The sequence below is a fragment of the Ideonella aquatica genome (assembly GCF_018069755.1).
Lineage (GTDB): Bacteria > Pseudomonadota > Gammaproteobacteria > Burkholderiales > Burkholderiaceae_C > Ideonella > Ideonella aquatica.
Genome location: NZ_JAGQDE010000042.1, coordinates 1 through 23,940 on the forward strand (window position 1 = coordinate 1; position 23,940 = coordinate 23,940).

Below are 23,940 nucleotides of genomic sequence, written 5' to 3' on the forward strand. Positions count from 1 at the left end.
CCCGGCCGCGGCGCGGCACGCCCGCAGACGGGCGGCGGCGGCCGACCGGCGGGCGGTGGCGCCTCGCGCCCACGCGGCTCGGGTGGCCAGGGCGGTGGCGGCAGCGGCCGACGCTGACCCGCGCCCTTGAGCACCGCCAACCGGCGGTGCCACACTCGGGGGAGACTTGGGCCCTGCCCTCCCCCCGATGAGCCTGCAGATTGACTTCCTCGGTGCCGCCGATTGCGTCACCGGCTCGCGCCACTTGATCGAGTGGAACGAGCGGCGCGTGCTGCTCGACGCCGGCCTGTTCCAGGGCTTCAAGGTGCTGCGCGAGCGCAACTGGGCGCCACCGGGCTTCGATGTGCGCTCGCTCGACGCCGTGGTACTCAGCCACGCCCACCTGGACCACAGCGGCTGGCTGCCGGCCCTGGTGCGCCACGGCTACCGCGGCCCCATCTTCAGCAGCCCTGCCACGCGCGACCTGGCCGAGGTGCTGCTGCTCGACGCTGCCCACCTGCAGGAGGAAGACGCGCGGCGCGCCAACCGCCTGGGCTTCAGCCGCCACGCCAAGGCACTGCCGCTGTTCACCCAGGCCGATGCGCGCAGCGCGCTCAAGCAGTTCGTCAGCGTCACGCCGGGCCGTGCCAAGCCCCTGGGCGGCGGCCTCACGCTGCAACTGGTGCCCGCCGGCCATCTGCTGGGCGCCTGCAGCGTGCTGCTCAGCCACCAGGGCGAGCGGCTGCTGTTCTCGGGCGACCTGGGCCGCCGGGATGACCTGCTGATGCCGCCGCCGGCCCGACCACCCGAGGCCGATGTGCTGCTGGTTGAATCCACCTACGGCAATCGCCTGCACCCGCAGGAGGACGACGTGGCCCGCCTGGGGGCGATCGTGCGCGACACCATCGGCCGCGGCGGCTCGGTGCTGCTGCCGGCCTTTGCCGTCGGACGTGCCCAGGCCTTGCTGCTGGCCCTGCAGCGCCTGAAGAGCCACGGCGAGATCCCGGCGCGGCTGCCGGTCTTCCTGGACAGCCCGATGGCGATTGAGACCACCGAGCTCTACCGTCGCCACCGCCCACTGCTGCGCGTGCCCCAGGGCGAAATGGCGCGGCTGGTGGAACACGTGACGCTGGTCACCACCGGCGCGCAGTCACAGCGCCTGGCCCGCTCGCAACAGGCGGGGCGCCTGCCGGCGGTGATCATCTCGGCCAGCGGCATGGCCACCGGCGGGCGGGTCCTGAACCACCTCAAGGCGATGGCGCCGGATCCGCGGCACGCCATCGTCTTCGCCGGCTTCCAGGTCGGCGGCAGCCGCGGTGCGCTGATGGTGAACGGCGCCGCCGACGTGAAGATCCACGGCGAGTTCGTGCCCATCCGCGCACGCGTCACGCACCTGGCCGGCCTGTCCGGCCATGCCGACGCCAACGAGCTGATGGACTGGCTGCGCAGCCTGCCGCGGCCGCCACGCCAGACCTATGTGGTCCACGGTGAGCCCGAGGCGGCCGACGCGCTGCGCCAGCGCATCGCCCGCGAATTGGGCTGGGCGGTGCGGGTGCCGCCGCAGGGCGGGCGCTTCCAGGTCTGATGGGCCCGCTCCTGGGCGACGGACCGCTGAGCGGCGCCGCCGCGGCGCTGGGCGTGGGCCTGCTGGTCGGCCTGGAGCGCGAGCGGCGCAAGGGCGAAGGCCCCGAGCGCCAGGCCGCCGGCATCCGCAGCTTCACCGTGGCGGCCATGCTGGGTGCGCTGGCCCAGGGCCTGTCGCAAGCCTTGGCGGCGCCTGGCCTGCTGCTGCTGGGCGGCGCGATGGTGGGCGCGCTGGCGGTGGCCGCCTACTGGCGCAGCGCCGCGCGCGACCCCGGCCTGACCACCGAGCTGGCGCTGTGTGCCACCTACCTGATCGGCCTGCTGTGCATGAGCGCGCCGGCCTGGGGCGCCGGGGCCGGCGCCTTGCTGGCGCTGCTGCTGGCGGCGCGCGGGCGCCTGCACCACTTCGCCACCCGCGTGCTGACCGAGCACGAGCTGCACGACGGCCTGCTGCTGGCCGCGCTGGCGCTGGTGGCGGTGCCGCTGCTGCCGGCCGGACCGCAGGCGGTGCTGGGTGGCGCCGATGTGCGGCGGCTGGCGGCCTTGGTGCTGCTGATCCTGCTGCTGCAGGCCGTTGGCCATGTGGCCTTGCGCCTGTTTGGCGCCCGCGCCGGGCTGCCACTGTCGGGCTTCTTCTCTGGCTTCGTCTCCAGCACCGCCACCATCGCCTCCATGGGCAGCCGCTCACGCCATGGCGACGTCCCCCTGGCTGCCGCGCAGGCCGGTGCGCTGGCGTCCACCATCGCCACCTGGCTGCAGGCACTGATGATCCTGGCCGCCATTGCGCCAGCATTGGCCCGGCAGCTGTGGCCGGCGGCACTGGTCGGCGCCCTGGTCGCCCTGACCATGACGGCCTGGCTGGCCCTCAGGATCCCGCGCGGTGCGGGACAGGCCAGCGAGGCTGGCAGCGTGCTGAGGGTGCGGGAGGCGGCCGCGGTGGCCCTGATGATCGGGGCCGCGACGCTGCTGCTCCACGGCGCCGGCCGCTGGCTCGGCCAGGACGGTGTGGTGGCCGGCGCAGCGCTGGCAGGCGCCGCCGATGCCCACGCCGCGATTGCCGCCGTGGGGGGACTGTCGTCTGGCGGCTTGGCCATGCCCACCGCGATCTGGGGCGTCTGGGCCGCGCTGCTGTCCAACAGCGCCGTGCGCGCCGTCGCAGCCTGGACCAGCGGGGGCGCCGGATTCGGCGGCCGGGTGGCGCTCGGACTGGCCGCTCAGCTGGCGGCCGCGGCGCTGGCGCTGGTTCTCAGATGAACTCGCCCTGACGCATCCACTTGGTGGCGACCCACTTCTCGCCGGCGATCACCGGCGCGCCGCCGTGCAGCGTGCGGGTGGTCGAGTGGGGGCGGTCGTAGCTGAAAAAGACCGCGTTGCCCTTGCGTGGCGCCACGTACAGCCCGGCGTCCGGGAAGGTGGTGCCACCGCCCGCCTCGGGCGTGTTCAGGTACATCACCAGCGTGCCCACGCGCTGGCCGCCACGCGCCAGGATGGTGGCCGTGCCGGGATGCGAGGGGTCGAAGTAGTCGTAGTGCGGCTCGTACTGGGCGCCGGGCCGGTAATGCAGGATCTGCAGCCCCTCACCGTTCTCGACCGGCCAGTTCACCAGCGCGGCGATGCGGCGCTCGATGCGCTCGCACAACTCGTTCTCGGCGCGCTGGAAGAACATGCCGTCGCTGGTGCGCACGTCATTGACTTCGGAGCCGCCGGTCAGGTTGACCACGGTCTCGCTGCGCGCCATGCGCGGCGTGGCCAGGGCCACCAGTTGGTCGCACTCTTCATCGGACATGAAGTTGCCGAACACCACCACGCGCGGCAGTTTGCAGGTCAGCAGCACCTGCACCTGGCGGTCGCCGGCCCACAGCACGGTGGGCTCGCCGGACAGGGCCGGCTCGGGCACGGCGGTCGCCTGGACCACAGGCTCGGCGGCACGGGCAGCCTGGGTCGGCTGCGCCGGTGCCGGCGCCGACTGGCTGGCCAGGTGCTGGGCCATGGTGTCCTCGAGGGCGCGGATGGCCACGTCCTCCTTCCAGCCGGCAGTCTGCATCGCGGCCAGCACGTCCTCGGGACGGCAGCCGGCCTCGGCCTGGGCGATGATCCACTGGCGCAGCTGGGGTGTCACCACCTGCTGGGCCGCCTGTTGTCCGTTTGAAGTGCTCGCAGCCATGGACGAATTGTGTCAGCGTCGGCGAAAAACCAGCCGTTTCTCGTCCGACACCCCTTGATCAAAGGCATAGCCGTCGGTGTCGAAGTCGCGCAGCTGCGACACCTGGCTCAGCCGGTGCTGGATCGCAAAGCGCGCCATCAGGCCGCGCGCCCGCTTGGCGAAGAAGCTCACCACCTTCCACTGGCCAGCGCTCCAGTCCTCGAACTGGCAGTCCACCACACGGGCGCGCAGCGCCTTGCGCGGCAGGGCCTTGAAGTACTCCTGCGAGGCCAGGTTGACCAGCACCGGCGCCTTCTCGCGCGCCTGCCAGGCGTTGAGGTGCTCGGCCAGCTGCGTGCCCCAGTAGCCGTACAGGTCCTTGGCGCCAGACGTGGCCAGGCGGGTGCCCATCTCCAGCCGGTAGGGCTGCAGGCGGTCCAGCGGCCGCAGCACGCCGTACAGGCCCGACAGGATGGCCAGGTGCTGCTGCGCCCAGCGCAGCTCGTCCACGGCCAGCGTACCGGCCTGCAGGCCTTCGTAGACATCGCCGGCAAAGGCCAGCGCCGCCGGCCGGCTGTTGTGCGGGGTGAAGCGGCTGCGCCAGGCGGCGTAGCGCGCCACGTTGAGCTGGGCCAGCGGGTCCGACAGGTCCATCAGCGAGGCCACGTCCGCCGGCGTCAGCGTGCGCAGCACCTCGATCAGCGCGGCGGCCTGCGGCACGAAGGCCGGCCGGGTGGCCAGCGCCTCGACCTCGGGCGCCAGCGGGGTTTCATAGTCCAGCGTCTTGGCGGGCGAGAGCACAAAAAGCATCAGTCCTCCCGCTCGTCATCGTCAGCACCCGCCTGGCCCGGCGCGGCGCCCATCGCCTGGGCCCAGGTGCGCGCCGGAATGTGGCGCGACAGACGCAGCAGCGCGCTGCGCAGCAGGTGCTCATCGATCTCATGGCCGACGCCGCTGGCGATGTCGATCGTGGCGTCGCCGCCTATCGCCGCCAGGCGCTCGATGGCCTGGCGCGCGTGCTGCACCGGGATCACGTCGTCCTGCGCACCGTGGAAGAGGTGCAGCGTGGTCATGCGCGGTGCCAGCGTGGGCAGCGTGGCGTAGCGGCCGGCAAAGGCCAGCACGCGGCCGGCCAGGCCGTCGTGGGCCTGGGCCAGCTCCAGCGCGCAAATCGCCCCCTGCGAAAAGCCCACCAAGGCGGTGGCCTGCGGATCGACCCCGGTGGCCTGCTGGGCGGCGCGCACCAGGTCGGACAGCGCCGGGATCACCGCCGCCACGCGCTGGGCACGGTTGCCGTCGTTCGCGCCCAGGATCGAGAACCACTGCCGGCCGGCGCCGCCACCGGGGATGCCATCGAAGGGTTCGAAGCCGTCGAAGGCCAGCACGGCGGCCTGTGGAAAAGCCTGGTGCAGTTGCTCGGCCAGCGGCGCCAGGTCGGCCGCATTGGCCCCCACGCCGTGAAACAACAGGAAGAGTTGCTGCGGGGCGCCCTGATCAGGCAACCAGCGCAAGGTAGTGACGGTGTCATCCATGACGGCGATTGTGCCGCCGTGCGCCGGCCGCGCCGTTCAGCGGGCTTGAGCGCCGCGCTCGGCCAGCGGCGGGAACAAGCGCTCGCCGTTGTCCCAGGCCACGGCGCGCGCCACGCCGTCAGGCAGGCCGCCCAACCAGCGGCGGTAGGCCTGCATCAGCGGCAGGTAGCCGTCCCAACGGCCGTTGACCCAGGTGTCGGAGCCGATCAGAAAGCGCGTCGGGTAGCGCTCGATCAGCGCCTTCCAGCCGGGGCACAGCTGACCGTCGGCGCACACCAGGCCGGGCCGGTAGGACAGCTCGCCATGCAGACCGGGATAGCGATCCAGCAGCGCCGCCACCCGCTCGGGCGAGGCGCTGCCGTCGATGCCGGTGTGCGCCCAGACCAGGCGCAGGCGCTGACCGGCGGTGGGCGTGGCGGCCATCAGCAGCTCGACCGCCGTGTCATCGCAGTGGGCCAGCACCACCAGGTCGCGCTGCTCGGCCAGCACCATCAGCTGCTGCGCCACCGGGCCACGGGCATCGCCCGATCGGTAGAGGTGGAACTCGCCCAGGCCGCGGAACGGGCCGGCCGCGGTGCCGCGGGCCAGCTCGGACTGCACCATCGTGACGATGCTGGGGTCCTCGAACCAGGTCTGGTAGTCGCGCCTGTCGCGGTACAGGCGGATCAGCGGCACCACCCGCACACCGGCCGTGCGCAGGCCATCGTCGCGGGCCAGGGTGTGGGTGCCTTCGTTGGTGCGCGAGTTGGCCAGGATGGCGCGCACGCCCGCCTCTTGCAGGCGGCGCAGCACATCGGGCGGCGGATGCGGGCCGGCGTGGCCGTCCCAGGCCTCGATGTTGTAGTGCAGGTGGGCGTCGAACAGCGGGCCGCTGTAGTCGGCCCGGGCCGCCAGTGGCAGCAGCCACATCAGCAGTGACGCGATCAGACGGTGCATGGGAACGTCAGGTGGCCAGCATCGCCCGGCCCACCACCACCCACAGCGCCAGCAGCACGAAGTTGCTGACGGCAAAGGCGATGAACCGGTGCAGCACGTTGTTGTAGCCCAGGTGGATCAGGCTGTGCAGCACGCGCACACCCACATAGGTCCAGGCCAGCGGCAGCGCCGCCACCGGTACCGCAGGCGCCTGCCAGGCCAGCAGGCACACCACGTAGAACAGCAGCGGCAGCTCCAGCAGGTTCATGTAATTGCGGTTGGCCAGCATCGCGCGCTGGGGCACCTGGGGCGACTCGCCCAGCGTGAATTCGCGCGGCGACACCCCGGCCGTGACCCGGCAGACGGCCACATAGAGCAGCACCAGGCCCGTCCATCCAGCCAGTGCAAACATCGGGAGCAGGAAGCTGGTGTCGCGCATCGGCGGTCTCTCAGGTGGCGGTGGCCGCGGGCTCGCGCAGCTGGAACACATTGCCCTCGGGGTCCATGGCGTTGGCCACGATGAAGCCCGGCCCGGGCCAGCGCTCGGCAAACAGCTCGCCGCCCAGTTGGGCAATCAACGGCCCGGACTGCGCCAGGCTGTGGACGCTGAAGAAGAACTTCAGCGCCGTATCCTCGCGCCGCTGAGGCGGCGTGGTGATGTGGATGCCGGCCGCGTAGGCGGGCGGTATGGCATGCACCAGCAGCTGGATGTCGGGCGAGTCGAGCACGATCAGCTCGGGCGTGGCGTGCAGGCGCTGCAGGCCGGCCACGGCCTGGTAGAAGGCGGCGAGGCGCTCGGCGTCCAGCGCATAGACAAAGAGGCCGGCGCGGGCGGGTCCAGGCATCGTGGGGTTCCGCGGTGTCAGGAGGGCTTGCAGCGGCCGGGCGTGACGGTGCGGCCGTCGTCGCACTCGGTGATCACGGCACGGGTGGGCGGCGTGCTGGCAGCGGCCTGCGGCGCCGTGCCGCCCTTGGCCAACAGCACCAGCTTGCGTGCGCCGCGGTCGCAGCGGCCCACTTCGCGGCCCGAGGCGGCGAGGTCAACAATGTCGATCTGCGCATCGGCCACGCCATTGGCGCGGTATTTGGCCAGGACCTGCTCGCGCAGGTCCTCACAGGTCACGGCGCCGGCCCAGGCCGGCAGCAACAGGCAGGCCGCGAGGGCCCATCGGGTGGGGCGGTGCACGCAGGACTCCTGCAAAAGTCGGACAGCCATCTTAGGCCATGCGCTGCCGGCGCTGCTCGCCCCTCGCTCGGGCCTTGCGCGCTTCCTCGACCCGGTCCTTGGGCGGCGCATGCGTGACCAGGCTGGCGATCAGCGTGCGCGCCGCGGCGGCCACCTGCTCCACGGCCTGATCAAAGGCCGCCTCATTGGCCTGCGAGGGCACGGCAAAGCCGCTGAGCTTGCGCACGAACTGCAGCGAGGCGTCGCGGATCTCCAGCTCGGTCGCCGGTGGCTCGAAGTTGAACAGCGTCTTGATGTTGCGGCACATGGCGAGGCTCCTGAGGGCCAGGAGGCTAGCGGAAATCCCGGCTGCGCGCCGCCAGTCCCTGCAGCAGGCCGGTGTGGTCGACCAGGCGCTTGGCGATCAGGTGGCACACCGCGCCCTCTTGCTGCCACACCCCGTAGACGGTCAGCAGCCGCGCCGCCAGCAGCGGCCGGCGCTGCGCCAGCGCCACCTGCGGCCAGACGATCACGTTGATCGCGCCGGTCTCGTCTTCCAGTGTGACGAAGACCACGCCCTTGGCGGTCTCGGGGCGCTGGCGGTGGGTGACCAGGCCGCTGGCGCGCGCCAGTTGGCCGTGGCGGCAGCCGGCCAGATCGGACGCGCGCAGCACCTTGTATGGCGCCAGCGCGTCGCGCAGCAGCGCCAGCGGGTGGGTGGCGAGCGACAGGCCGGTGCGGCGGTAATCGGCCAGCAGGGCCTCACCCGCCGAGGGCACGTCCAGTTGCGGTGCGTCGGGCTCGGCAGTGCGGGTGGCGGCCAGCACCGCGCCGGGCCGGGTGTCGATGCCAGCCACCGCCCAGGCGGCCTGGCGGCGGTGGCCGGCCAGCGCGGCCAGGGCGTCGGCGTCGGCCAGGGCCTGCAGTGCGCGGGCGTCCAGCGCCGCGCGGCGGGCCAGGTCTTCCACGCTGTCGAAGGACCGCTCGGCACGCGCCGCGACGATGCGCTGCGCCACTGCCTCGCCCAGGCCGCTGATGCGTGTCAGGCCTAGGCGCACCGGCCACAGCGCGGCATCGTCCTCAGGCCGCTCCAGCGTGCAGCCCACCTCGCTGGCCAGCACGCACACCGGCCGCACCGCCACGCCGTGGGCGCGGGCGTCGCGCACCAGCTGCGCCGGGGCGTAGAAGCCCATCGGCTGGCTGTCCAGCAAGGCCGCGAGGAAGGTGTCCGGGTGGTGGTGCTTGAGCCAGGCGCTGACCCACACCAGCAGCGCGAAGCTGGCCGCGTGGCTCTCGGGGAAGCCGTATTCGCCGAAGCCCTCGATCTGGCGAAAGATCGCCTCGGCGTACTCCGGCGCATAGCCCTTGGCCACCATCCGGCCCACCAGGCGCTCGTGGAACGGGCCCAGGCCGCCCTTGCGTTTCCAGGCGGCCATCGCGCGGCGCAGCTGGTCGGCCTCGCCGGGGGTGAAATCGGCCGCCAGGATGGCCAGTTGCATCACCTGCTCCTGGAAGATCGGCACGCCCAGCGTGCGCTGCAGCGCCTGGCGCGCCTCGTCGCTGGGGTAGCTGACTGGCTCCTCGCCGCTGCGCCGCTTCAGGTAGGGATGCACCATGCCGCCCTGGATCGGGCCCGGGCGCACGATCGCCACCTCGATCACCAGGTCGTAGAAGCAGCGCGGTTTCAGGCGCGGCAGCATGCTCATCTGGGCGCGGCTTTCCACCTGGAACACGCCCACTGAATCACCGGCGCAGAGCATGTCGAACACTGCCGGGTCGTCGTGCGGCAGCGCGCTCATCGGGATGGCTGCATGCTCGGGGGCATCGCCCCAGCGCTGCAGCGGCCAGCGCCCGGGCTGCTTGACGGCCAGCCAGGCCAGCGCGCGGCGGATGGCACTGAGCATGCCCAGCGCCAGCACGTCCACCTTGATCAGGCCCAGCGCGTCCAGGTCATCCTTGTCCCATTGGATCACCGTGCGGCCGTCCATCGCGGCGTTCTCCACCGGCACCAGGCGCGCCACGTCATCGGCGGCGATGACGAAGCCGCCCGGGTGCTGGCTCAGGTGGCGCGGAAAGCCGCGCAGCAGCACGGTCAGCTCGGCCCACAGGCGGGCCAGCGGGGCGTCAGGGTCAAAGCCGTTCTCGCGCAGGCGCTCGGGGGCGATGGTCTTGCCGTCGAACCACTGTTGCGAGCGCGACACGGCCTCGATGCGGTCGAGGTCAAAGCCCAGCGCCCGCCCCACATCACGCAAGGCCGAGCGGCTGCGGTAGCTGATCACCACGCCGGTCAGCGCGGCGCGCTGGCGGCCGTAGGTGCGGTAGAGGTGCTGGATCACCTCCTCGCGGCGCTGGTGCTCGAAGTCGACGTCGATGTCGGGCGGCTCGTTGCGCTCGGCGCTGATGAAGCGCTCGAACAGCAGCGTGTGGCGGCTGGGGTCGACCTCGGTCACGCCCAGGCAGAAGCACACCGCCGAGTTGGCCGCGCTGCCGCGGCCCTGGCACAGGATGCCGCGCGCGCGGGCCCACTGCACCACATCGGCCACGGTCAGGAAATAGGGCTCGTAGTGCAGCTGGGCGATCAGCGCCAGCTCATGCTCAATCTGGGCGCGGATCTTCGGCGGCACGCCCTCGGGGTAGCGGGTGGCGGCGCCGGCTTCGGTGCGGGTGCGCAGCCAGCTGGTGGGCGTGTGGCCGGTGGGCACCACCTCCTGCGGGTACTCGTAGCGCAGTTCGGCCAGCGAGAAGGCGCAGGCCCCGGCCCAGGCCACGCTGGCGGCCAGCCACTCGGGCGGGTAGAGCGCCTGCAGGCGCTGGCGGCTGCGCAGGTGGGCCTCGGCATTGCCCTCCAGCGCCAGGCCGGCCTCGGCCACGGTGCAGCCCAGCCGGGTGGCGGTGAGCACGTCCTGCAGCGGCTTGCGCGCGCGGCTGTGCATCAGCACGCCGCCGGTGGCCAGCAGCGGCAGGCCGGTGGCGGCGGCCACGGCTTCCATGGCCTCGACCAGTTCGTCGTCGTGGCGGCGGTGCAGCAGCGGCACCGCCAGGCCGCAGCGCCCGGGGCCGAACCATGTCTTGAGCCACATCGCCTGAGCGAACAGCGGCTCGAAGCGCGGCAGCTCGGCCGCATCGGCCGGTGGCAGCAGCAGCGCACGGCACTCGGGCAGGCCAGCCAGGTGCGGCGCGTGCGGGACCTTGCCCTCCAGGTCGGACGGGTGTGCCAGGTACTGGCCCTTGGCGGCGCGCCGGCGGCACACGGTGATCCACTGCGACAGGTTGCCGTAGCCCCGGCGCGACTGCGCATGCAGCAGCAACCGGGCGTGCGACTGCGGCGCGGCCCCCTGCTTGGCGGCGGGCAGGTGCAGCTGCATCTCGGCGCCGATCACCAGGTGCAGGCCCAGGCGCTGCGCCTCGACATGGGCGCGCACCACGCCGGCCAGCGAGCACTCGTCGGTGATCGCCAGCGCGCTGTAGCCCAGCGCATGGGCGCGCTGCACCAGCTCCTCGGGGTGCGAGGCGCCGGTGAGAAAGCTGAAGTTGCTGCGGCAGTGCAGCTCGGCGTAGGCAGGCAGCATGGTGGGGATAAATACTGTATATTCATCCAGTCTTTGCTGCCAGCATTCCACACGGTACAAGTCCGCCATGCTGCTGTCTCGCCCTGCCCTGTGTGCGCTCGCCAGCCTGCTGGTGGGTCTGCTGATGAGCGGCTGCGCCACGCCGTCGCTGGTGGGCACCTGGTGCAACCCCGACGCCAGCGGCTGCTGGGCCTGGGACCGCTTCTCGTCCGACGGCCGCTTCGAAGCCTGCGGCCGCGCGCTGGACGACCCGCAGCCCTTCCGCGGCGCCGGCACCTGGACCCTGCAGGGCCAGCGCATGTGCTACGTGGTCGAGCAGACCACGCCCAACTTCTGGCTGCCCCCGGGCCAGCGCTACTGCACCGACATCGTCGCGCTGGGCCGCCATGAACACCGCTACCGCGACCTGGACACCGGCGCCGTGTTCACGCTGCACCGCGTGGCCGACACCGACCGCCACTGCCCTGGAGAGCCCCCCCGATGAGCAGCACCCGCCACACCCTGGAGCGCCACTGGGCGCTGGCCAACGCCCGCCAGTGGGACGCGTTCGCCACGCTGCTGGCCCCCGGCCTGCGCTACGAGGTGCCACAGACCCGCGAGTTCGCCGAGGGCGCCGCCGCCTACCTCGAGCTCTTCCGCACCTGGCCCGGCGACTGGCGCGCCGAGGTGCGCGAGCTGCTCTGCGAGGGCCCGCGCGCCGTCTGCCGCATCGATTTTCACGTCGACGGCCAGGTGATGACCGGCATCGGCTTCTTCACGCTGGATGAGCACAACCGCCTGGTCGAGGTCATCGATTGGTGGCCCGAGCCCTATGAACCGCCGCCGCGCGCCACGCCGCTGCTGCGCCAGCGGCCATGAGCCCCCGGCATCCTCCACGAGGGGGATGGCGCGATCCAGCCATCGCACCAGAATGGGTCTCATGCGCCTGGAGCCCTATCTGTCGGTCGATGACCTGCCCTTCAGTGCCACGCCCGACGAGGTGCGCGAACGCTGCGGTCCGCCCGACCGCGAAGGCGTCAACGCCATCGCGTTGCACGAACTCGACTACGGCCACGTGGTCTTCCGCTTCCAGGCCAGCGGCCGGCTGGAAGAAGTCACCAAGCCCGGTGCGGTGCTGCACCTGGGCGCGCTGGCCGTGCCCTTTGCCACACTGGAGAGCTTCATCGCCACCCAGGACCCGGACGCCTTCGTGCGCGCCGGCTATGTGGTCAGCCCGCGCTTCGGCCTGGCCTTCGTGCCCGGGCAGCCGCCCTGGGTCACCGCGCTGGCGCGCCACTGCATCGACACCTGGCGCGCCATGGCGCCCTGAACCCGCCCGGCGCGGGAGGATCCCATGAGCCCGCCGCCGCGCTTCTTCGCCCGGGCCACCGACTTCCGCGCCTGGCTGACGCAGCACGCCGCCAGCACACCCGAGCTGGTCGTGGGCTTCTGGAAGGTCAACTCCGGTCGGCCCAGCATGAGCTGGCCCGAGTCGGTGGACGAGGCGCTGTGCGTGGGCTGGATCGACGGCGTGCGCCAGCGCCTGGACGACGCGGCCTACCGCATCCGCTTCACACCGCGCCGGCCGGGCTCGGTCTGGAGCGCGATCAACATCGCCAAGGCCCAGGCCCTGATCGAGGCGGGCCGCATGCAGCCCGCCGGGCTGGCTGCCTTCCAGGCCCGGCGCGACGACCGCTCGGTGATCTACGCCTACGAGCAGGCCGACATCGCGCAGCTCAGCGCCGACGAGCAGGCCCGCTTCCAGGCCCACACCACCGCCTGGGCCTACTTCAGCGCCTGCCCGCCGGGCTACCGCAAGACGCTGCTGCACTGGGTGACCACCGCGCGCCAGCCCGCCACGCGGGCGCGCCGCCTGGACACGCTGATCCAGGCCTGCGCGCGCCAGGAGCGCCTGCGGTGAGCCCGCCCCCCCATGTCGCAGTGCAACAAGCACAGCGCCCGGTGCGACACTGGTGACCATGCCTCTGCCACCCATCGTGCGGCCCATCGGCGTCGGTCTGTTGCTGGACGTTGTGCTGCGCCTGGGCGCCGTCAGCGGCGCCGGTCTGGCGCTGCTGATGGGCCGATTCCTGCTGGCCGGCGTGCTGGCGGCGGTGGCCCTGGGCATCACATTGCGCCTGTGGCGCGCGCGCCGCGGGGCGCGTCGCCCCTCGCCCATCATCCGCTGAGAGGAGCGCCCATGGCCACAGTCAGACCCGGAGACGCCAGCGCGCTGCTGGTGGTGGACATGCAGGTCGGCGTGGTCGCCGACGCCTGGGACGCGGCAGGCGTGCTGGAGCGCATCCAGGGCCTGGTGCGACGCGCCCGCCAGGAGGGTGTGCCGGTCATCTGGGTCCAGCATGCGGATGACGGCCTGCCCCAGGGCTCACCCGCCTGGCATTGGGCGCCCGAGCTGGTGCCGCTGGCCGACGAAGCCCTGATTCCCAAGGGCCACAACTCCGCCTTCGAGGACACCGCCTTGGAGAGCGTGCTGGCCCAGTTGGGCGTGTCGCGCCTGGTGCTGACCGGCGCGGCCACCAACTGGTGCATCCGCGCCACCGCCTATGGCGCACTGGACCGCGGCTACGACCTGGCCCTGGTGGCCGATGCCCACACCACCAGCCCGATGACACTGGACAACGGCCGCACGATCGAGCCCGCCGGCGTCATCGATGAACTCAACCTGGCCATGACCTGGCTGAGCTACCCCGGCCGCCGCAACAGCGCGCCGCTGGCCGCGGCCGTGGCGTGGTGAGCGCCCTCCCCAACCCACCGCAAGGCCTGGCTCGCCAGGCCGGCGCCTGGTACCTGCTGCTGGCGCTGGTGGCGCCGCTGGGCCTGGTGGTGGTGCCCGGGCGACTCGCCGGCGTGGACGATCCCGCCGCGCTGGCGGCACTGGTGCGCGAGCAGGCCCACTGGCTGCGCGCCGGCCTGGCCAGCGAGCTGCTGTACCAGTTGATCGAGGTGCCGCTGGTCCTCACGCTCTACGCCCTGTTCGCCGACCAGCACCGCGCACAGGCGCGGCTGATGGCGGTGCTGGGCCTGCTGCCCATCCCTATCGTCTTCGTCTCGATGCTGGGCGAAGTGGCCGCGCTGCAGTTGCAGTCCGACGCCGCCTGGCTGGCCGCCTGGTCCGACGAGCAACGCCACACGCTGACCCAACTGGCTCTGAAGCTGCACCACCAGGGCCTGGCACTCGCCATGCCGTTCTGGGGTCTGTGGCTGCTGCCGCTGGGCAGCCTGGTCATGCGCAGTGGCCTGGTATGGCGCTGGGTGGGCCCCGCCATGTGGGTGGCCGGCGGCGCCTATGTGCTGGACGCCGGGTTGCGGCTGCTGTGGCCCGCCATGCAGCCTGCCTGGGCCGGCGCCCTGGCTGCCGGCCAGGCGGCCGAGCTGGCGGTGATCGCCGGCCTGCTGCTGGCCCGCCCGCGCTGACACAATCCGGGGCATGTACGAGTCCCGTCACCAGCCGCCGCTGGCCCGTCGGCCTTTTGCCTGGCGTCTGGCCCTGCACCTGGGCGCCGCGGTGTTGCTGGCCGCAGTGTCGCTGGGCATCGGTATCGCCGGATACATCGGTTTTGAGCACCTGTCGCCGCTGGACGCCTTGCTCGACTCGGCGATGCTGCTGGGTGGCATGGGCCCGGTGCACGCGCCGCAGACCAACGCCGGCAAGCTCTTCGCCAGCTTCTACGCGCTGTACGCCGGCCTGGTCTTCATCGTCACCGCGGCGCTGCTGGTCACGCCGGTGCTGCACCGCGTGCTGCACCGTTTCCACATGGACAAGTCGCCGTGATCCGCCGGCAGCTTGTGATGCTGGCACTGCTCCCCGCCGTGCTTCGGGCGGAGCTGCAAGCCCTCTCCAACATCGACGTGCTGCTGCTGCAGCCCGAAGACCAGCTGCGCCAGCGGGTGGATGGCGACGCGCTGTCGCGCCATGTGCTGGCACTGCAGGACGCCGCCCGGCGTGCGCTGGAGGCGCAGTTCGCGCGCCGCCCCAATGCCGGCTTCCTGGTGCTGGGCCTGCGGCCCGGCCACGCACCGCGCGCCTGGCTGGACCTGGACCAGCCGCTGCCCGAGGCCGCCGCGCAGTCGTTGCGCCAGGCGCTGGAAGGCGTGAGCCCGCCGCCGGTGCGCGGCACCGTGCTGGTGACGATCAAAGCCAGCCTGTGGGGCGGCCGCGTCAGCAGCCGCAAGGCTCCGGTGCCGCCGCAGTGGCGCGCTGCCGCCGCCCGCAGCCGGGACAAGCTCGAGATCGACCAACTCGCCGAAATGGCCTGGAGCGACCCATGACCCGTACACCGCCCGGATTCCAGCAGCTGACGCCCTACGCCTTCATGCGCGACGCCGACGCCTTCGTGCGCTTCCTGGTCGATGGCCTGGGGGCGCAGCTGCAGCTGTGCCACCGCCGGCCTGATAGCCGCATCGCCAATGCCCAGTTGCAGTTGGGCGACAGCATGCTGATGGTCAGCGAGGCCAGCGCCGACTATCCGCCGATGCCCGCGTCCTACTACCTGTTCGTTGACGATGCCCATGCCGCCATGGCGCGCGCACTGGCCCACGGTGCGCAGCCGGTGATGGCCGTGGCCGACATGCCCTATGGCGACCGCCAGGGCGGCGTGCGCGATGCCCATGGCAACCTGTGGTGGCTGTCGCAGCGCCTGGTCGACGGGCCCTACAGCTGAAGCCCGCTATGCTTGGACGGATGAACGCACCCGTCCAGCTCATCCGTCCCGGCCCCAGCCATGTCGACCGCTACTGCGACGCCCTGCGACGTGGCTGGTCGGCCGACAACGTGCGCGGCCAAGCCGCCGCCGACGAGGAACTGGCGCTGCTGCTGTCCGACCCCGACAGCTACTACCAGCGCAGCGACGACCCCATCGGCATCGGCCTGGTCACACTGCCCGACGGCAGCCAGGCCCAGCGCCTGCCCTGGATGCGCCGCTGGATCTTCGCGGACGATGCCATGGCCGGCTCGATCAACCTGCGCTGGCAGGCCGGCACCGAAGCGCTGCCGCCGCATGTGCTGGGCCACATCGGCTACGCCGTCGTGCCCTGGCTGCAGGGCCGCGGCATCGCCAGCGCCGCGCTGGCCGCGCTGCTGCCCGAGGCCCGCGCGCTGGGTCTGCGCTGGGTGGAGCTGACCACCGACGACGACAACGCGGCCTCGCAGCGCGTGATCGCGCGCTGCGGCGGCACGCTGGTCGAGCACTTCAACAAGCCCGCGGCCTATGGCGGCAAGCCCAGCCAGCGCTGGAGGATTCCTCTGTGACGAACGACGCCCTGCAGATCCGCACCTTTCGGCCCGAGGACCAGGACACGGTGATCGCACTGTGGCAGGCCTGCGGCCTGACCCGCCCCTGGAACGATCCGGTCAAGGACATCCAGCGCAAGCTGGCCGAGCAGCCCGAACTGCTGCTGGTGGGCGAGCTGGACGGCCGCATCGTCGCCAGCGCGATGGTGGGCTATGACGGCCACCGCGGCTGGGTCAATTACCTGTCGGTCGAGCCGGCGCTGCAAGGCCGCGGCCACGGTGCCGCGCTGATGCGCCACATCGAGGCCCGGCTGACCGAACGCGGTTGCCCCAAGCTGAACCTGCAAGTGCGCCAGGGCAACGACGCAGTGCTGGGCTTCTACGCCCGCCTGGGCTATGGCGACGACCAGGTGATCGGCCTGGGCAAGCGCCTGATCCACGACGCGCCACCCGATCCGGCGTAGATCAGGCCACCTGATCCCGCAGCGCTGCGGCCAGCAGCGGCGTCACGTCGATCGCATTGCTCGCGTGCGGCACGCAGCCGGTGCTCCACACCGCGCCTATGCCCGCCGCCTGCAGCTGCGCCAGCGCGTCGCCCACGAACAGCGCGTGCGTGACCGCCACATCCACCCGTGCCGCGCCCGCCGCCAGCGCCAGTTGCGCGGCGGCCACCAGCGTGCGGCCGGTGCTGGCCATGTCGTCCACCAGCACCACGTCGCGGCCGCGCAGGTCCTGGCCAGCGGGCAGGGTCACGCGCACCTCGTGGTCGCCATGGCGTACCTTCTGGCACACCGCGTGGTCCAGGGCCGGGCTCACCGCACGCGCCGCGGCCTGCACCCATTGCGCGCTCTCGCTGTCCGGGCCCAGCAGCAGCGGCCGCTGGCGCTGGGCCGCCACAAAGGCGCCGATCGCCGGCGCCGCCGACAGCGCCACGCTGCGGCAGCCCGGCATCACCTCGTCCAGCGCAGCGATGCGGTGCAGGTGCGGATCCACCGTCACCAGACCGTCCACCGTGCGCGCCAGCAGCGCGCCGATGTGGCGCTGGCTGACGGCCTCGCCCGGCGAGAACTCGATGTCCTGGCGCATGTAGGCCAGGTACGGCGCCACCAGCCACAGCCGCGCCGCGCCCTGCGCACGCGCGGTGGGCGCGGCGATCAGCAGCTCCACCAGCTTCTCGTTGGGCTGGTGCAGGCTGCGGTAGAGCACCACATCGCCCGCCAGCGGCGTGGGCAGGGTCAGGCGCAACTCGCCATCCGGGAAGCGGTGGTGGCCGATCAGGCGCAGCGGCGCACCCAGGGCCTGGGCCAGGGCGCCCGCAGCGGCCTGTTCATCGTCGAAGGCCAGCACCGCGTGGATCATGGGGCGGCCCCCAGGCGGTAGCCGCTGTCGGCCTGAGCCAGCTCGCGCGCAAAGGCCAGGTCGGCCGGGTACTGCGCATGCAGGCGGTACAGCAACTCGCCCGCGGCCACCGCGTCGCCCACCTTGTGCAGCAGGTCGACCCCGGCGCCGGGCACCTGAGGGGCGCCGGCCAGTCGGGCGATGCGGGCCAGGCGCAGGTTGTCGATCGCGGCCACACGGCCGGCCTGCGGCGCGCAGACCTCATGCACCAGCGTGCCCAGCGTCGGCGGCTCGGCGCGGCGGCCCTGGGCGTCGATGATGGTCTGCAGTTGCGCCAGCGCACGGCCGCTGTCCAGGATGTCGCGGGCGATGCGCCAGCCCTCGCCGCCACGCACATCGGGGTCGAACTCGATCATCCGGCCGGCCAGGCGCAGCGCCTTGTCGCGCAGGTCGGCCGGGGCGTCGGGCGCGTTGTGCAGCACCGCCATCACGTCGCGCGCCTCCAGCACCGGGCCGATGCCGCGGCCGATCGGCTGGCTGCCGTCGGTGATCATCACGTCGAGCTGCAGGCCCAGGCTGCCGGCGACGAACTCGAAGAGCTTGCGCAATCGCTGCGCCTCGGGCATGGCGCGCACCTTGGCGCTGGGACCCACCGGAATGTCCAGCACCAGGTGGGTGCTGCCGGCGGCGATCTTCTTGCTGAGGATGGAGGCCACCATCTGCCCGGGCGAATCGATCGCCAGCGGCCGCTCAACCGAGATCAGGATGTCATCGGCCGGCGACAGCTCGGCCGTGCCGCCCCAGGCAAGGCAGCCGTTGGTGGCCCGCACGATCTGCTGCAGACGCTCCAGCGGCAGCTCCACCTGGGCCAGCACCTCCATCGTGTCGGCGGTGCCGGCCGGCGAGGTGATCGCGCGCGAGCTGGTCTTGGGGCACAGCATGCCGTGCGCGGCGACGATGGGCACCACCAGCATCGAGGTGCGGTTGCCCGGGATACCGCCGATGCAGTGCTTGTCCACCACCGGTCCGCCGCGCACCGTCTGCTGCCAGTCCAGGCGTCGGCCCACCGAGATCATCGCCTCGGTCAGGTAGAGCACCTCGTCGCGCTCCAGCTCCTGGCCGTTGGTGGCCACGACAAAGGCCGCCAATTCGATCTTGGAGTACCGTGCACCGGCAATGTCACGCACGATGGCATGCAGGTCTTCACGCGAGAGCCGCTCGCCGGCGATCTTGCGCCGCAGCGCCGACAGCGAGGCCGGCGGCTCCGACGGCGCGATGCGCGCGGCATGCCCTTCCACCACCGCGAGCCGGCTGAAGGCGTCCTCCGACAGACCCAGCTCACCCGGCTTGACGATGCACTCGTCATCCACCACGTTGAGCACCGCCTGGATCTGCTGGCCATTGGCCCGCACCGTCACCTTGGCCAGCGCCTGAAAGCCCGCCGCCCGCACCACCGCGCAGTGGCGGTGCAGGTAGGCCACGTTCTCGCGCCAGGTGTCGATGCCGACGCGGCGGATGTTCAGGGCAGGCAGGTCCACCTGCCGACTCTACCCGACGGCGGGTTCAGGCCGCCACGCTCGCCGCCGCCAGCTCCACCCGGCAGCGTCCCAGCTGCTTGGCGCGGTACAGCGCGGCGTCGGCCTGCGCCAGCAGCTCGTGCAGGTCGTCGCCATTCGGCCCGCTGGCCGCGACACCCGCCGAGAAGCTGCAATGCAGCGCCGATCCCTGGGCAACGGCAAAACCCAGCGACTGGAAGTCCTGCAACAGGCTGCGCAGCCGCTCGGCGGCCTGCGGGGCATCGGCGCCGGCCATCAGCAGCACGAACTCTTCGCCGCCGTAGCGGCAGACCAGGTCTTCGGCGCGCGAGCGGCGCCGCGCCAGTTGCGCAAAGCCGCGCAGCACCTGGTCGCCCAGGTCGTGACCGTGCTGGTCGTTGACGCGCTTGAAATGGTCCAGGTCCACCATCACCAGCGCCAGCGGCTCCTGGCGGCGCTGCGCCTGCGACAGCATCGCCGGGCCGGCCTCCAGCAGGTGGCGGCGGTTGTGCACGCCGGTGAGCGGGTCTTCCAGCGCCTGGGCGCGCAGCCGCTGCTGCAGGCGCTCGTTCTCGGCCACCTGGGCCTGCAACTGGGCATTGAGTCCGGCCAGGCGCTCGTGCTCGCGGCGGGCGGCGTCGCGTTCCCACTCGGCCACCGCCAGGCGGTGGGTGATCTGCAGGCTCAGCCGGCGTGAACGCGCGGCGCGGCCCAGCAACTGCTCGTGCAGTGCGAAGGCCTGCTCGTGCAGCGCGCAGGCCTGGGCCAGCTCGCCCACGGCCTGCGCGGCGCGCGCGGCGGTGCGCAGCAGGCCCACGCGGTCCATCGGCAGCGTGCCTTCGGCGCCCTGCTCGTCCAGCAGCGCCTGGCGCGCCTGGCACAGGCGCAGAGCCTGGGCGGGCTCACCCCGGATCAGCAGCAGCCGGGCCTCGAGCAGCACGCGCTCGGTGGCAATTTCGTTGCTGAAGGGGTCGGTGTAGGTCTGGCGCGCCAGCACGGCCGCAGCCTCGTCGTGCAAGCCGTTGTCCAGCAGTGCACGGGCGATCTCTTCGTCGCGTTGCAGGGCGGGCGGGTCGTCTGGGCGAATGCGGGCGACCAGATGCTCGCGCGCCAGCGCCAGCGCAGCCACGGCCTCGCCGCGAAAGCACAGGTTCTCGACCAGGTTGCCGGCCGCATAGATGATCTGGCGCCGGGAGCCCAGCCGCAGCGCACCGTCCATGCATTCCCGCAACAGCGGGGCCGCATCTTCCAGGTTGTACAGGTCTGACTGGTGGGCACCCAGGTTGTTCAGCGCATTGACGACCAGGCTGTCAACGCCGCTGCGCCGGGCCAGCGCCATGGCCTGGTAGTACAGGTCCAGCGCACCGTCATCGTCTCCGCGCATCGACACCACGGTGGCCAGCGAGGCGGCGCTGAGGTAGGCATCGACCAGCGGTCGCTGCTCGGCGCGCTGGTGCAGCGGGACGAGCAAGGCCTCGGCCTCGCTCAGGCGGCCTTCGCGGCGGTGCCACTGCGCGCGGACATGGTCGCGCAGCGCCGCCAGCCGCGCGGGCCCGTCCAGTGGACCCGCCGCTTCGGCCCGGGCCATGGCCTGCTTGTACTGCTCGACCGTGCCTTCGCGCACCGCCACCAGGGCCTCGATCAGGTGAGCCATCGCCTGCAGCGCAGGCGGCGCTTCGGGCTGCGCCAGGGCCGCCTGGGCCGCACGCAGGGCGGCGGCCGAGTCCAGGATGATGCTGGCCAGCGCGCGGTCGAGGGGCGATCCGGGGTCCATCGTGTACTGCAGGGAGGTCGAGACGAAGTATCGGCAAGTCGGCGCGTCGAACCCCTTATCGGCATCCAGGGTGGCCGACTGAAGCCGGGCCTGCGACAATGCTGGTCGCTGCGCACCCGGCGCGCGCCCCACGGGGACCCGGCCGCTGGCGACTCTCCGCAGTTCTGAGGACGATCGCCGCCCGGCCCCTGCCCAGAGTCGACCTGGCCCGCACCCCACCTTCCGGGGCCATCGATCCGCCAGGGAGATCGGTGTGGGCATCATCAGCGGCCTCAACGCCGTCAAGGTCAGCCTGAACGCCGATGACGGCGGCAGTCCCGGCACGGTGCTGGCCGAGGTCCGGCTCAACGACCTGGAGGAGTACCTGTGGTGCTGCAAGCCACGGCGCACCGGCATCCAGGGCATTGCGCTGACCGCCGGCCGCCCTTACTGGGTGGTGGTGCGTCCGCTGACCCTGGTGTCCACGACCCATGCCGCCTGGGCCTGGAGCGGCCGCTACCGGATCGGGCGCACTGCGATGCACCTCGGCAGCTACTGGTCCTGGGGAAACGACTACCAGGGCTCGCTCAAGGTGCTGGCGCAGTAGGCCGGCCTCACAGCCGCAGCCGCCCGGCGTAGCCGGTCATCTCCAGATAGCCCCAGCCCAGTGTGCGGCCGTCCTCGGCGCGCAGCGCTGACAGCCCTTCCCAGTAGACGGTGCCGGTGCTGGCGCGACTGTCCATCTCCTGCGCGTCCACCAGGGCCTGCACCTGGAAGCGGCCGACCGGCGTGTCGAGCCACCAGTCCACCGGGTAGCTGGCACCGGTGCCCGGGCTGGTCCAGCGGCGGCCGGCGGTGAAGCGCAACTCATCAGGCAGGAACACGCGCAACCTGCCGGCCGCATCGCGCCAGCTGCCACCGGCCCACAGCACGCCGCCGTCGCGGGTGCGCAGCTGGAAGGCGGTGAGCGCGCTGCCATCGTCCAGGTTGATGCCCACCCAATCCCAGCCCTGGGCCTGCGGCGCCAGCAGGGTGTCGCTCCATTCATGGTCCAGCCAGGCGCGGCCCTGCACCGGCTGCGCCTGCGCACCCCGCACCACCTGGCCCTGCACCGCCAGCTGCGGGTGGCTGACGTAGTGGCTGGCCTCGGCCTCGCCTGGGCCTTTGCGCGAGTAGCCGGCCTCGCCCTGCAGCAGCAGCGGCTGCTTGGCATCGGCGCGCAGGTCCAGCGTGAAGCCGTTGGCCGGCGCCTGCAGTGCGTAGCCGCGCTCGTCGCGCGCCAGGGTCCAGCGGGCGATGCGCAGGCCCAGGTCATCCAGGCGCGCGTGGTCGCCATCGCTGGCCTCGCCGTTCCAGCGCGCCAAGCGCTGGTCGTGCAGGTGCGTGCCGGCCACGCGGTCGGTCAGCGCGGCATGGGCAAACAGCAGCTGACGCGGCGCCAGCCGGCCGCTGCCGTCAATGCCGGTGGCCGAGCGGAAGAAAGTGATCTGGAAGCCCCAGCGTGGCGCCTCTGAGGTGGGTGAGCCTGTGGGCCACAGCGCGCCGGTCAGGTACCACCACTCGGTGCGCTGCGCTGTGTGCGCGCCGTGGTCACGCGGGAAGCGCAGCACGCGGCCGCGGCGCACGCGCGCGTCTTCGGCGCCTACCGCGCCGGTCGCCAGCAGTGCCCCCAGCAGCACACGACGCCGCATCACCAATCCTCCCGCACCGCGCGCACCGCGTCGGCGTTCACCGCGCGGCGCGCCACCCAGGCGCTGGTGCCCAGGCCGGCCAGCGCCACCGCGCCCAGCAGCGCGGCCACCGGGCCTGGCGGCAGCACCAGGTCCATCGTCCAGTGAAAACTCTGCGGGTTGACCACGAACACCAGCACCGCGCTGATCGCCAGGCCCAGCCCCAGGCCCATCAGCAACCCGGCGCCCAGCCAGCCGGCCATCTCCAGCACCACCAGACGCAGCACCTGGGCGCGCGTCAGGCCCAGGTGGGCCAGCAGGCCGAACTCGCGCCGCCGCGCCAAAACCTGGGCACTCAAACTGGCCGCCACGCCAGCCAGGCCAATCGCGATCGCCACGCCCTGCAGGTAGCGGGTGACCGCAAAGCTGCGGTCGAAGATCTGCAGCGAGATCGCCTTGAGTTGCGTCACGGTCACCGCGCTCACGGCCGCGGGCTCGCCGCCGGCGCGCTGCAGCGCGTCCTTCAGCGCCGCTTCCACCGCGGCGGGTGCGGCGTCAGCGGCCAGCCACAGCGACAGCTCGTTGATGCGGCTGTCGCCGGTCAGGCGCTCGTAGTCAGCGCGCTCCATCACCACGCTGCCGAACTGCCGCGCGAAGTCGCGCCAGACGCCGCGCACGAACACGCGGATCGGCTGGCCCTGGGCGTCGCGCATCGGCAGCGTCAGGTGCTGGCCGGGCTGCACGCCATGCAAGGCCGGCAGGGCCTCGCTGACGAACACCGGCACCTCGCCCGGCGCCGCCTGCTCGGCCGGCAGGGCCAGACCCACCAGCGGCAGCGCCTGCTCGGGCCGCTCGCCCAGGGGCCGTGCCAGCAGCCACACCGCCGGCAGGCCGGCGCCCCAGTCCATGCCGCGAGAGCGCGCGCCCACCGCACGCGTCACGCCCGGCAGCGCGGCGGCCTGCGTGTCAAAGCCGGGCGGCCACAGCGCCTCGGCCGAGGCCGCGCCGCCGCCGCCCAGGCGCAGGTACATGTCGGCCGGCAGCACCGCATCCAGCCAGCTGCCCACTGAGCCACGGAAGCTGGCCACCATCACGGTGAGCGCCACGCACAGCGCCAGGCTGGCGACGATGCCCGCCAGCGCCGCGGTGGCGGTGGCCCGCGCATGGCGCGCCCGCTGCAGGCCCAGCAGCCACAGCGCGTGGCGCGCGGGCTGCGTGCCGCGCTGGCCCAGCAGCGCGCGCACCAGCGCCGGCAGCAGCGCGATGCCGCCCACCAGCGCACAGGCCACCGACGCATAAGCCGCCAGCGGCAGTTCGCCCCAGGGCGGCAGCAGTGCCAGCGCGCCGGCCACAGCCAGCAGCGCCGCGCCGGGCCACCAGGGCGGCGGCGCCTCGTCCCAGCCGCCCAGGCCTTTCAGGGCCTGGGCTGGCGCCAGCCGCGCCGCGCGCGCCGCCGGCCAGGCCCCACCGGCCAGCGCGGCCACCACGCCCGCCGCCCAGGCCACAGCGGCTGCGCCGGGCGACCAG

General features: G+C 72.6%; 29 protein-coding genes. 15 read left to right on the top strand and 14 right to left on the bottom strand.

The genetic code is table 11. The features are described 5' to 3' along the window. Positions 1 to 193: 193 nt before the first annotated feature. Both KAK06_RS23060 and KAK06_RS23065 read left to right on the top strand, forming a co-directional pair. A complete protein-coding gene (locus tag KAK06_RS23060; protein WP_210804549.1) occupies positions 194 to 1,564 on the top strand; it encodes an MBL fold metallo-hydrolase RNA specificity domain-containing protein in 1,371 nt (456 codons plus the stop codon). Then, entirely contained in the window at positions 1,564 to 2,817 is a 1,254-nt protein-coding gene (locus KAK06_RS23065; RefSeq protein ID WP_210804522.1) for a DUF4010 domain-containing protein, read from the top strand. Before KAK06_RS23060 ends, KAK06_RS23065 begins: the two co-directional genes overlap by 1 nt. On the opposite strand, the gene KAK06_RS23070 is transcribed toward KAK06_RS23065, so the two are convergent. The 9 genes from KAK06_RS23070 to KAK06_RS23110 are packed head-to-tail and all read right to left on the bottom strand — an operon-like array spanning position 2,810 to position 10,896. Continuing rightward, the gene (locus KAK06_RS23070; RefSeq protein ID WP_210804523.1) at positions 2,810 to 3,727 is read right to left on the bottom strand and encodes a 2OG-Fe(II) oxygenase; all 918 of its coding nucleotides are present in this window, start codon (positions 3,725 to 3,727) and stop codon (positions 2,810 to 2,812) included. The two genes, KAK06_RS23065 and KAK06_RS23070, sit on opposite strands and share 8 nt — an antisense overlap. A 12-nt stretch (positions 3,728 to 3,739) precedes the next feature. Continuing rightward, entirely contained in the window at positions 3,740 to 4,516 is a 777-nt protein-coding gene (yaaA, locus tag KAK06_RS23075; RefSeq protein WP_210804524.1) for a peroxide stress protein YaaA, read from the bottom strand. After that, the gene (ypfH, locus tag KAK06_RS23080; RefSeq protein ID WP_210804525.1) at positions 4,516 to 5,238 is read right to left on the bottom strand and encodes an esterase; all 723 of its coding nucleotides are present in this window, start codon (positions 5,236 to 5,238) and stop codon (positions 4,516 to 4,518) included. The genes yaaA and ypfH overlap by 1 nt, the downstream gene beginning before the upstream one ends. A 36-nt stretch (positions 5,239 to 5,274) precedes the next feature. Continuing rightward, positions 5,275 to 6,174 carry an amidohydrolase family protein gene (locus KAK06_RS23085; RefSeq protein WP_210804526.1) on the bottom strand — a complete coding sequence of 300 codons (900 nt, stop codon included), beginning with the start codon at positions 6,172 to 6,174 and terminating at the stop codon, positions 5,275 to 5,277. Positions 6,175 to 6,181: 7 nt separating this feature from the next. Then, the gene (locus KAK06_RS23090) at positions 6,182 to 6,592 is read right to left on the bottom strand and encodes an MAPEG family protein (RefSeq protein WP_210804527.1); all 411 of its coding nucleotides are present in this window, start codon (positions 6,590 to 6,592) and stop codon (positions 6,182 to 6,184) included. 10 nt (positions 6,593 to 6,602) lie between these two features. Continuing rightward, entirely contained in the window at positions 6,603 to 6,998 is a 396-nt protein-coding gene (locus KAK06_RS23095; protein ID WP_210804528.1) for a VOC family protein, read from the bottom strand. A gap of 17 nt (positions 6,999 to 7,015) precedes the next feature. Continuing rightward, on the bottom strand, positions 7,016 to 7,339 hold the full coding sequence (locus KAK06_RS23100) for a DUF1161 domain-containing protein (protein WP_210804529.1): 324 nt from the start codon (positions 7,337 to 7,339) through the stop codon (positions 7,016 to 7,018). Positions 7,340 to 7,370: 31 nt separating this feature from the next. Next, positions 7,371 to 7,646 (bottom strand): DUF2277 domain-containing protein, encoded by a 276-nt coding sequence (locus KAK06_RS23105; RefSeq protein ID WP_210804530.1) that lies wholly within the window; start codon positions 7,644 to 7,646, stop codon positions 7,371 to 7,373. Between the two features lie 25 nt (positions 7,647 to 7,671). Then, positions 7,672 to 10,896 (bottom strand): error-prone DNA polymerase, encoded by a 3,225-nt coding sequence (locus KAK06_RS23110; protein ID WP_310741145.1) that lies wholly within the window; start codon positions 10,894 to 10,896, stop codon positions 7,672 to 7,674. A gap of 58 nt (positions 10,897 to 10,954) precedes the next feature. Here KAK06_RS23110 and KAK06_RS23115 point away from each other — a divergent pair, with 58 nt between their 5' ends. The 12 genes from KAK06_RS23115 to KAK06_RS23170 all read left to right on the top strand — a co-directional run bounded on the left by KAK06_RS23115 (position 10,955) and on the right by KAK06_RS23170 (position 16,581). Continuing rightward, a complete protein-coding gene (locus KAK06_RS23115) occupies positions 10,955 to 11,371 on the top strand; it encodes a hypothetical protein (RefSeq protein ID WP_210804532.1) in 417 nt (138 codons plus the stop codon). Continuing rightward, positions 11,368 to 11,745, top strand: a complete 378-nt coding sequence (locus KAK06_RS23120) for a nuclear transport factor 2 family protein (protein WP_210804533.1) — start codon at positions 11,368 to 11,370, stop codon at positions 11,743 to 11,745. The genes KAK06_RS23115 and KAK06_RS23120 overlap by 4 nt, the downstream gene beginning before the upstream one ends. Positions 11,746 to 11,806: 61 nt before the next feature. Then, positions 11,807 to 12,196, top strand: a complete 390-nt coding sequence (locus tag KAK06_RS23125; protein WP_210804534.1) for a hypothetical protein — start codon at positions 11,807 to 11,809, stop codon at positions 12,194 to 12,196. 24 nt (positions 12,197 to 12,220) lie between these two features. Then, positions 12,221 to 12,787, top strand: a complete 567-nt coding sequence (locus KAK06_RS23130; protein ID WP_210804535.1) for a YdeI/OmpD-associated family protein — start codon at positions 12,221 to 12,223, stop codon at positions 12,785 to 12,787. Positions 12,788 to 12,845: 58 nt separating this feature from the next. After that, positions 12,846 to 13,055, top strand: coding sequence for a hypothetical protein (locus tag KAK06_RS23135; protein ID WP_210804536.1), 210 nt, complete (start codon positions 12,846 to 12,848; stop codon positions 13,053 to 13,055). An 11-nt stretch (positions 13,056 to 13,066) separates the two neighbouring features. Then, positions 13,067 to 13,621 (top strand): cysteine hydrolase family protein, encoded by a 555-nt coding sequence (locus tag KAK06_RS23140; protein WP_210804537.1) that lies wholly within the window; start codon positions 13,067 to 13,069, stop codon positions 13,619 to 13,621. Next, entirely contained in the window at positions 13,618 to 14,301 is a 684-nt protein-coding gene (locus KAK06_RS23145) for a DUF4386 domain-containing protein (protein WP_210804538.1), read from the top strand. The genes KAK06_RS23140 and KAK06_RS23145 overlap by 4 nt, the downstream gene beginning before the upstream one ends. Positions 14,302 to 14,314: 13 nt before the next feature. Then, on the top strand, positions 14,315 to 14,659 hold the full coding sequence (locus KAK06_RS23150) for a two pore domain potassium channel family protein (protein WP_210804539.1): 345 nt from the start codon (positions 14,315 to 14,317) through the stop codon (positions 14,657 to 14,659). Between the two features lie 17 nt (positions 14,660 to 14,676). Continuing rightward, positions 14,677 to 15,156 (top strand): hypothetical protein, encoded by a 480-nt coding sequence (locus KAK06_RS23155; protein ID WP_210804540.1) that lies wholly within the window; start codon positions 14,677 to 14,679, stop codon positions 15,154 to 15,156. Further along, positions 15,153 to 15,548: a VOC family protein gene (locus KAK06_RS23160; RefSeq protein ID WP_210804541.1), complete on the top strand. Its 396-nt coding sequence runs from the start codon at positions 15,153 to 15,155 to the stop codon at positions 15,546 to 15,548. The genes KAK06_RS23155 and KAK06_RS23160 overlap by 4 nt, the downstream gene beginning before the upstream one ends. Before the next feature lie 20 nt (positions 15,549 to 15,568). Further along, a complete protein-coding gene (locus KAK06_RS23165; RefSeq protein WP_210804542.1) occupies positions 15,569 to 16,135 on the top strand; it encodes a GNAT family N-acetyltransferase in 567 nt (188 codons plus the stop codon). Positions 16,136 to 16,146: 11 nt separating this feature from the next. After that, entirely contained in the window at positions 16,147 to 16,581 is a 435-nt protein-coding gene (locus KAK06_RS23170) for a GNAT family acetyltransferase (protein WP_210804550.1), read from the top strand. Between the two features lies 1 nt (position 16,582). Here KAK06_RS23170 and KAK06_RS23175 read toward each other — a convergent pair whose 3' ends face one another. Genes KAK06_RS23175 through KAK06_RS23185 form a run of 3 tightly spaced genes read right to left on the bottom strand, consistent with a single transcriptional unit; the run spans position 16,583 to position 20,764 of the window. Continuing rightward, complete coding sequence (locus KAK06_RS23175; RefSeq protein ID WP_210804543.1) at positions 16,583 to 17,476, bottom strand: ribose-phosphate diphosphokinase; 894 nt, start codon at positions 17,474 to 17,476, stop codon at positions 16,583 to 16,585. Beyond that, on the bottom strand, positions 17,473 to 18,993 hold the full coding sequence (locus KAK06_RS23180) for a thymidine phosphorylase family protein (RefSeq protein WP_210804544.1): 1,521 nt from the start codon (positions 18,991 to 18,993) through the stop codon (positions 17,473 to 17,475). Before KAK06_RS23180 ends, KAK06_RS23175 begins: the two co-directional genes overlap by 4 nt. A 25-nt stretch (positions 18,994 to 19,018) precedes the next feature. Further along, complete coding sequence (locus KAK06_RS23185; RefSeq protein WP_210804545.1) at positions 19,019 to 20,764, bottom strand: GGDEF domain-containing protein; 1,746 nt, start codon at positions 20,762 to 20,764, stop codon at positions 19,019 to 19,021. Positions 20,765 to 21,017: 253 nt separating this feature from the next. Here KAK06_RS23185 and KAK06_RS23190 point away from each other — a divergent pair, with 253 nt between their 5' ends. Next, entirely contained in the window at positions 21,018 to 21,350 is a 333-nt protein-coding gene (locus tag KAK06_RS23190; protein ID WP_210804546.1) for a hypothetical protein, read from the top strand. 7 nt (positions 21,351 to 21,357) lie between these two features. Here KAK06_RS23190 and KAK06_RS23195 read toward each other — a convergent pair whose 3' ends face one another. Both KAK06_RS23195 and KAK06_RS23200 read right to left on the bottom strand, forming a co-directional pair. Next, positions 21,358 to 22,434, bottom strand: coding sequence for a lipocalin-like domain-containing protein (locus KAK06_RS23195; protein ID WP_210804547.1), 1,077 nt, complete (start codon positions 22,432 to 22,434; stop codon positions 21,358 to 21,360). Then, a partial coding sequence (locus KAK06_RS23200; protein WP_210804548.1) for an ABC transporter permease occupies positions 22,434 to 23,940 on the bottom strand: 1,507 nt, incomplete at its 5' end. The genes KAK06_RS23200 and KAK06_RS23195, both read right to left, overlap by 1 nt.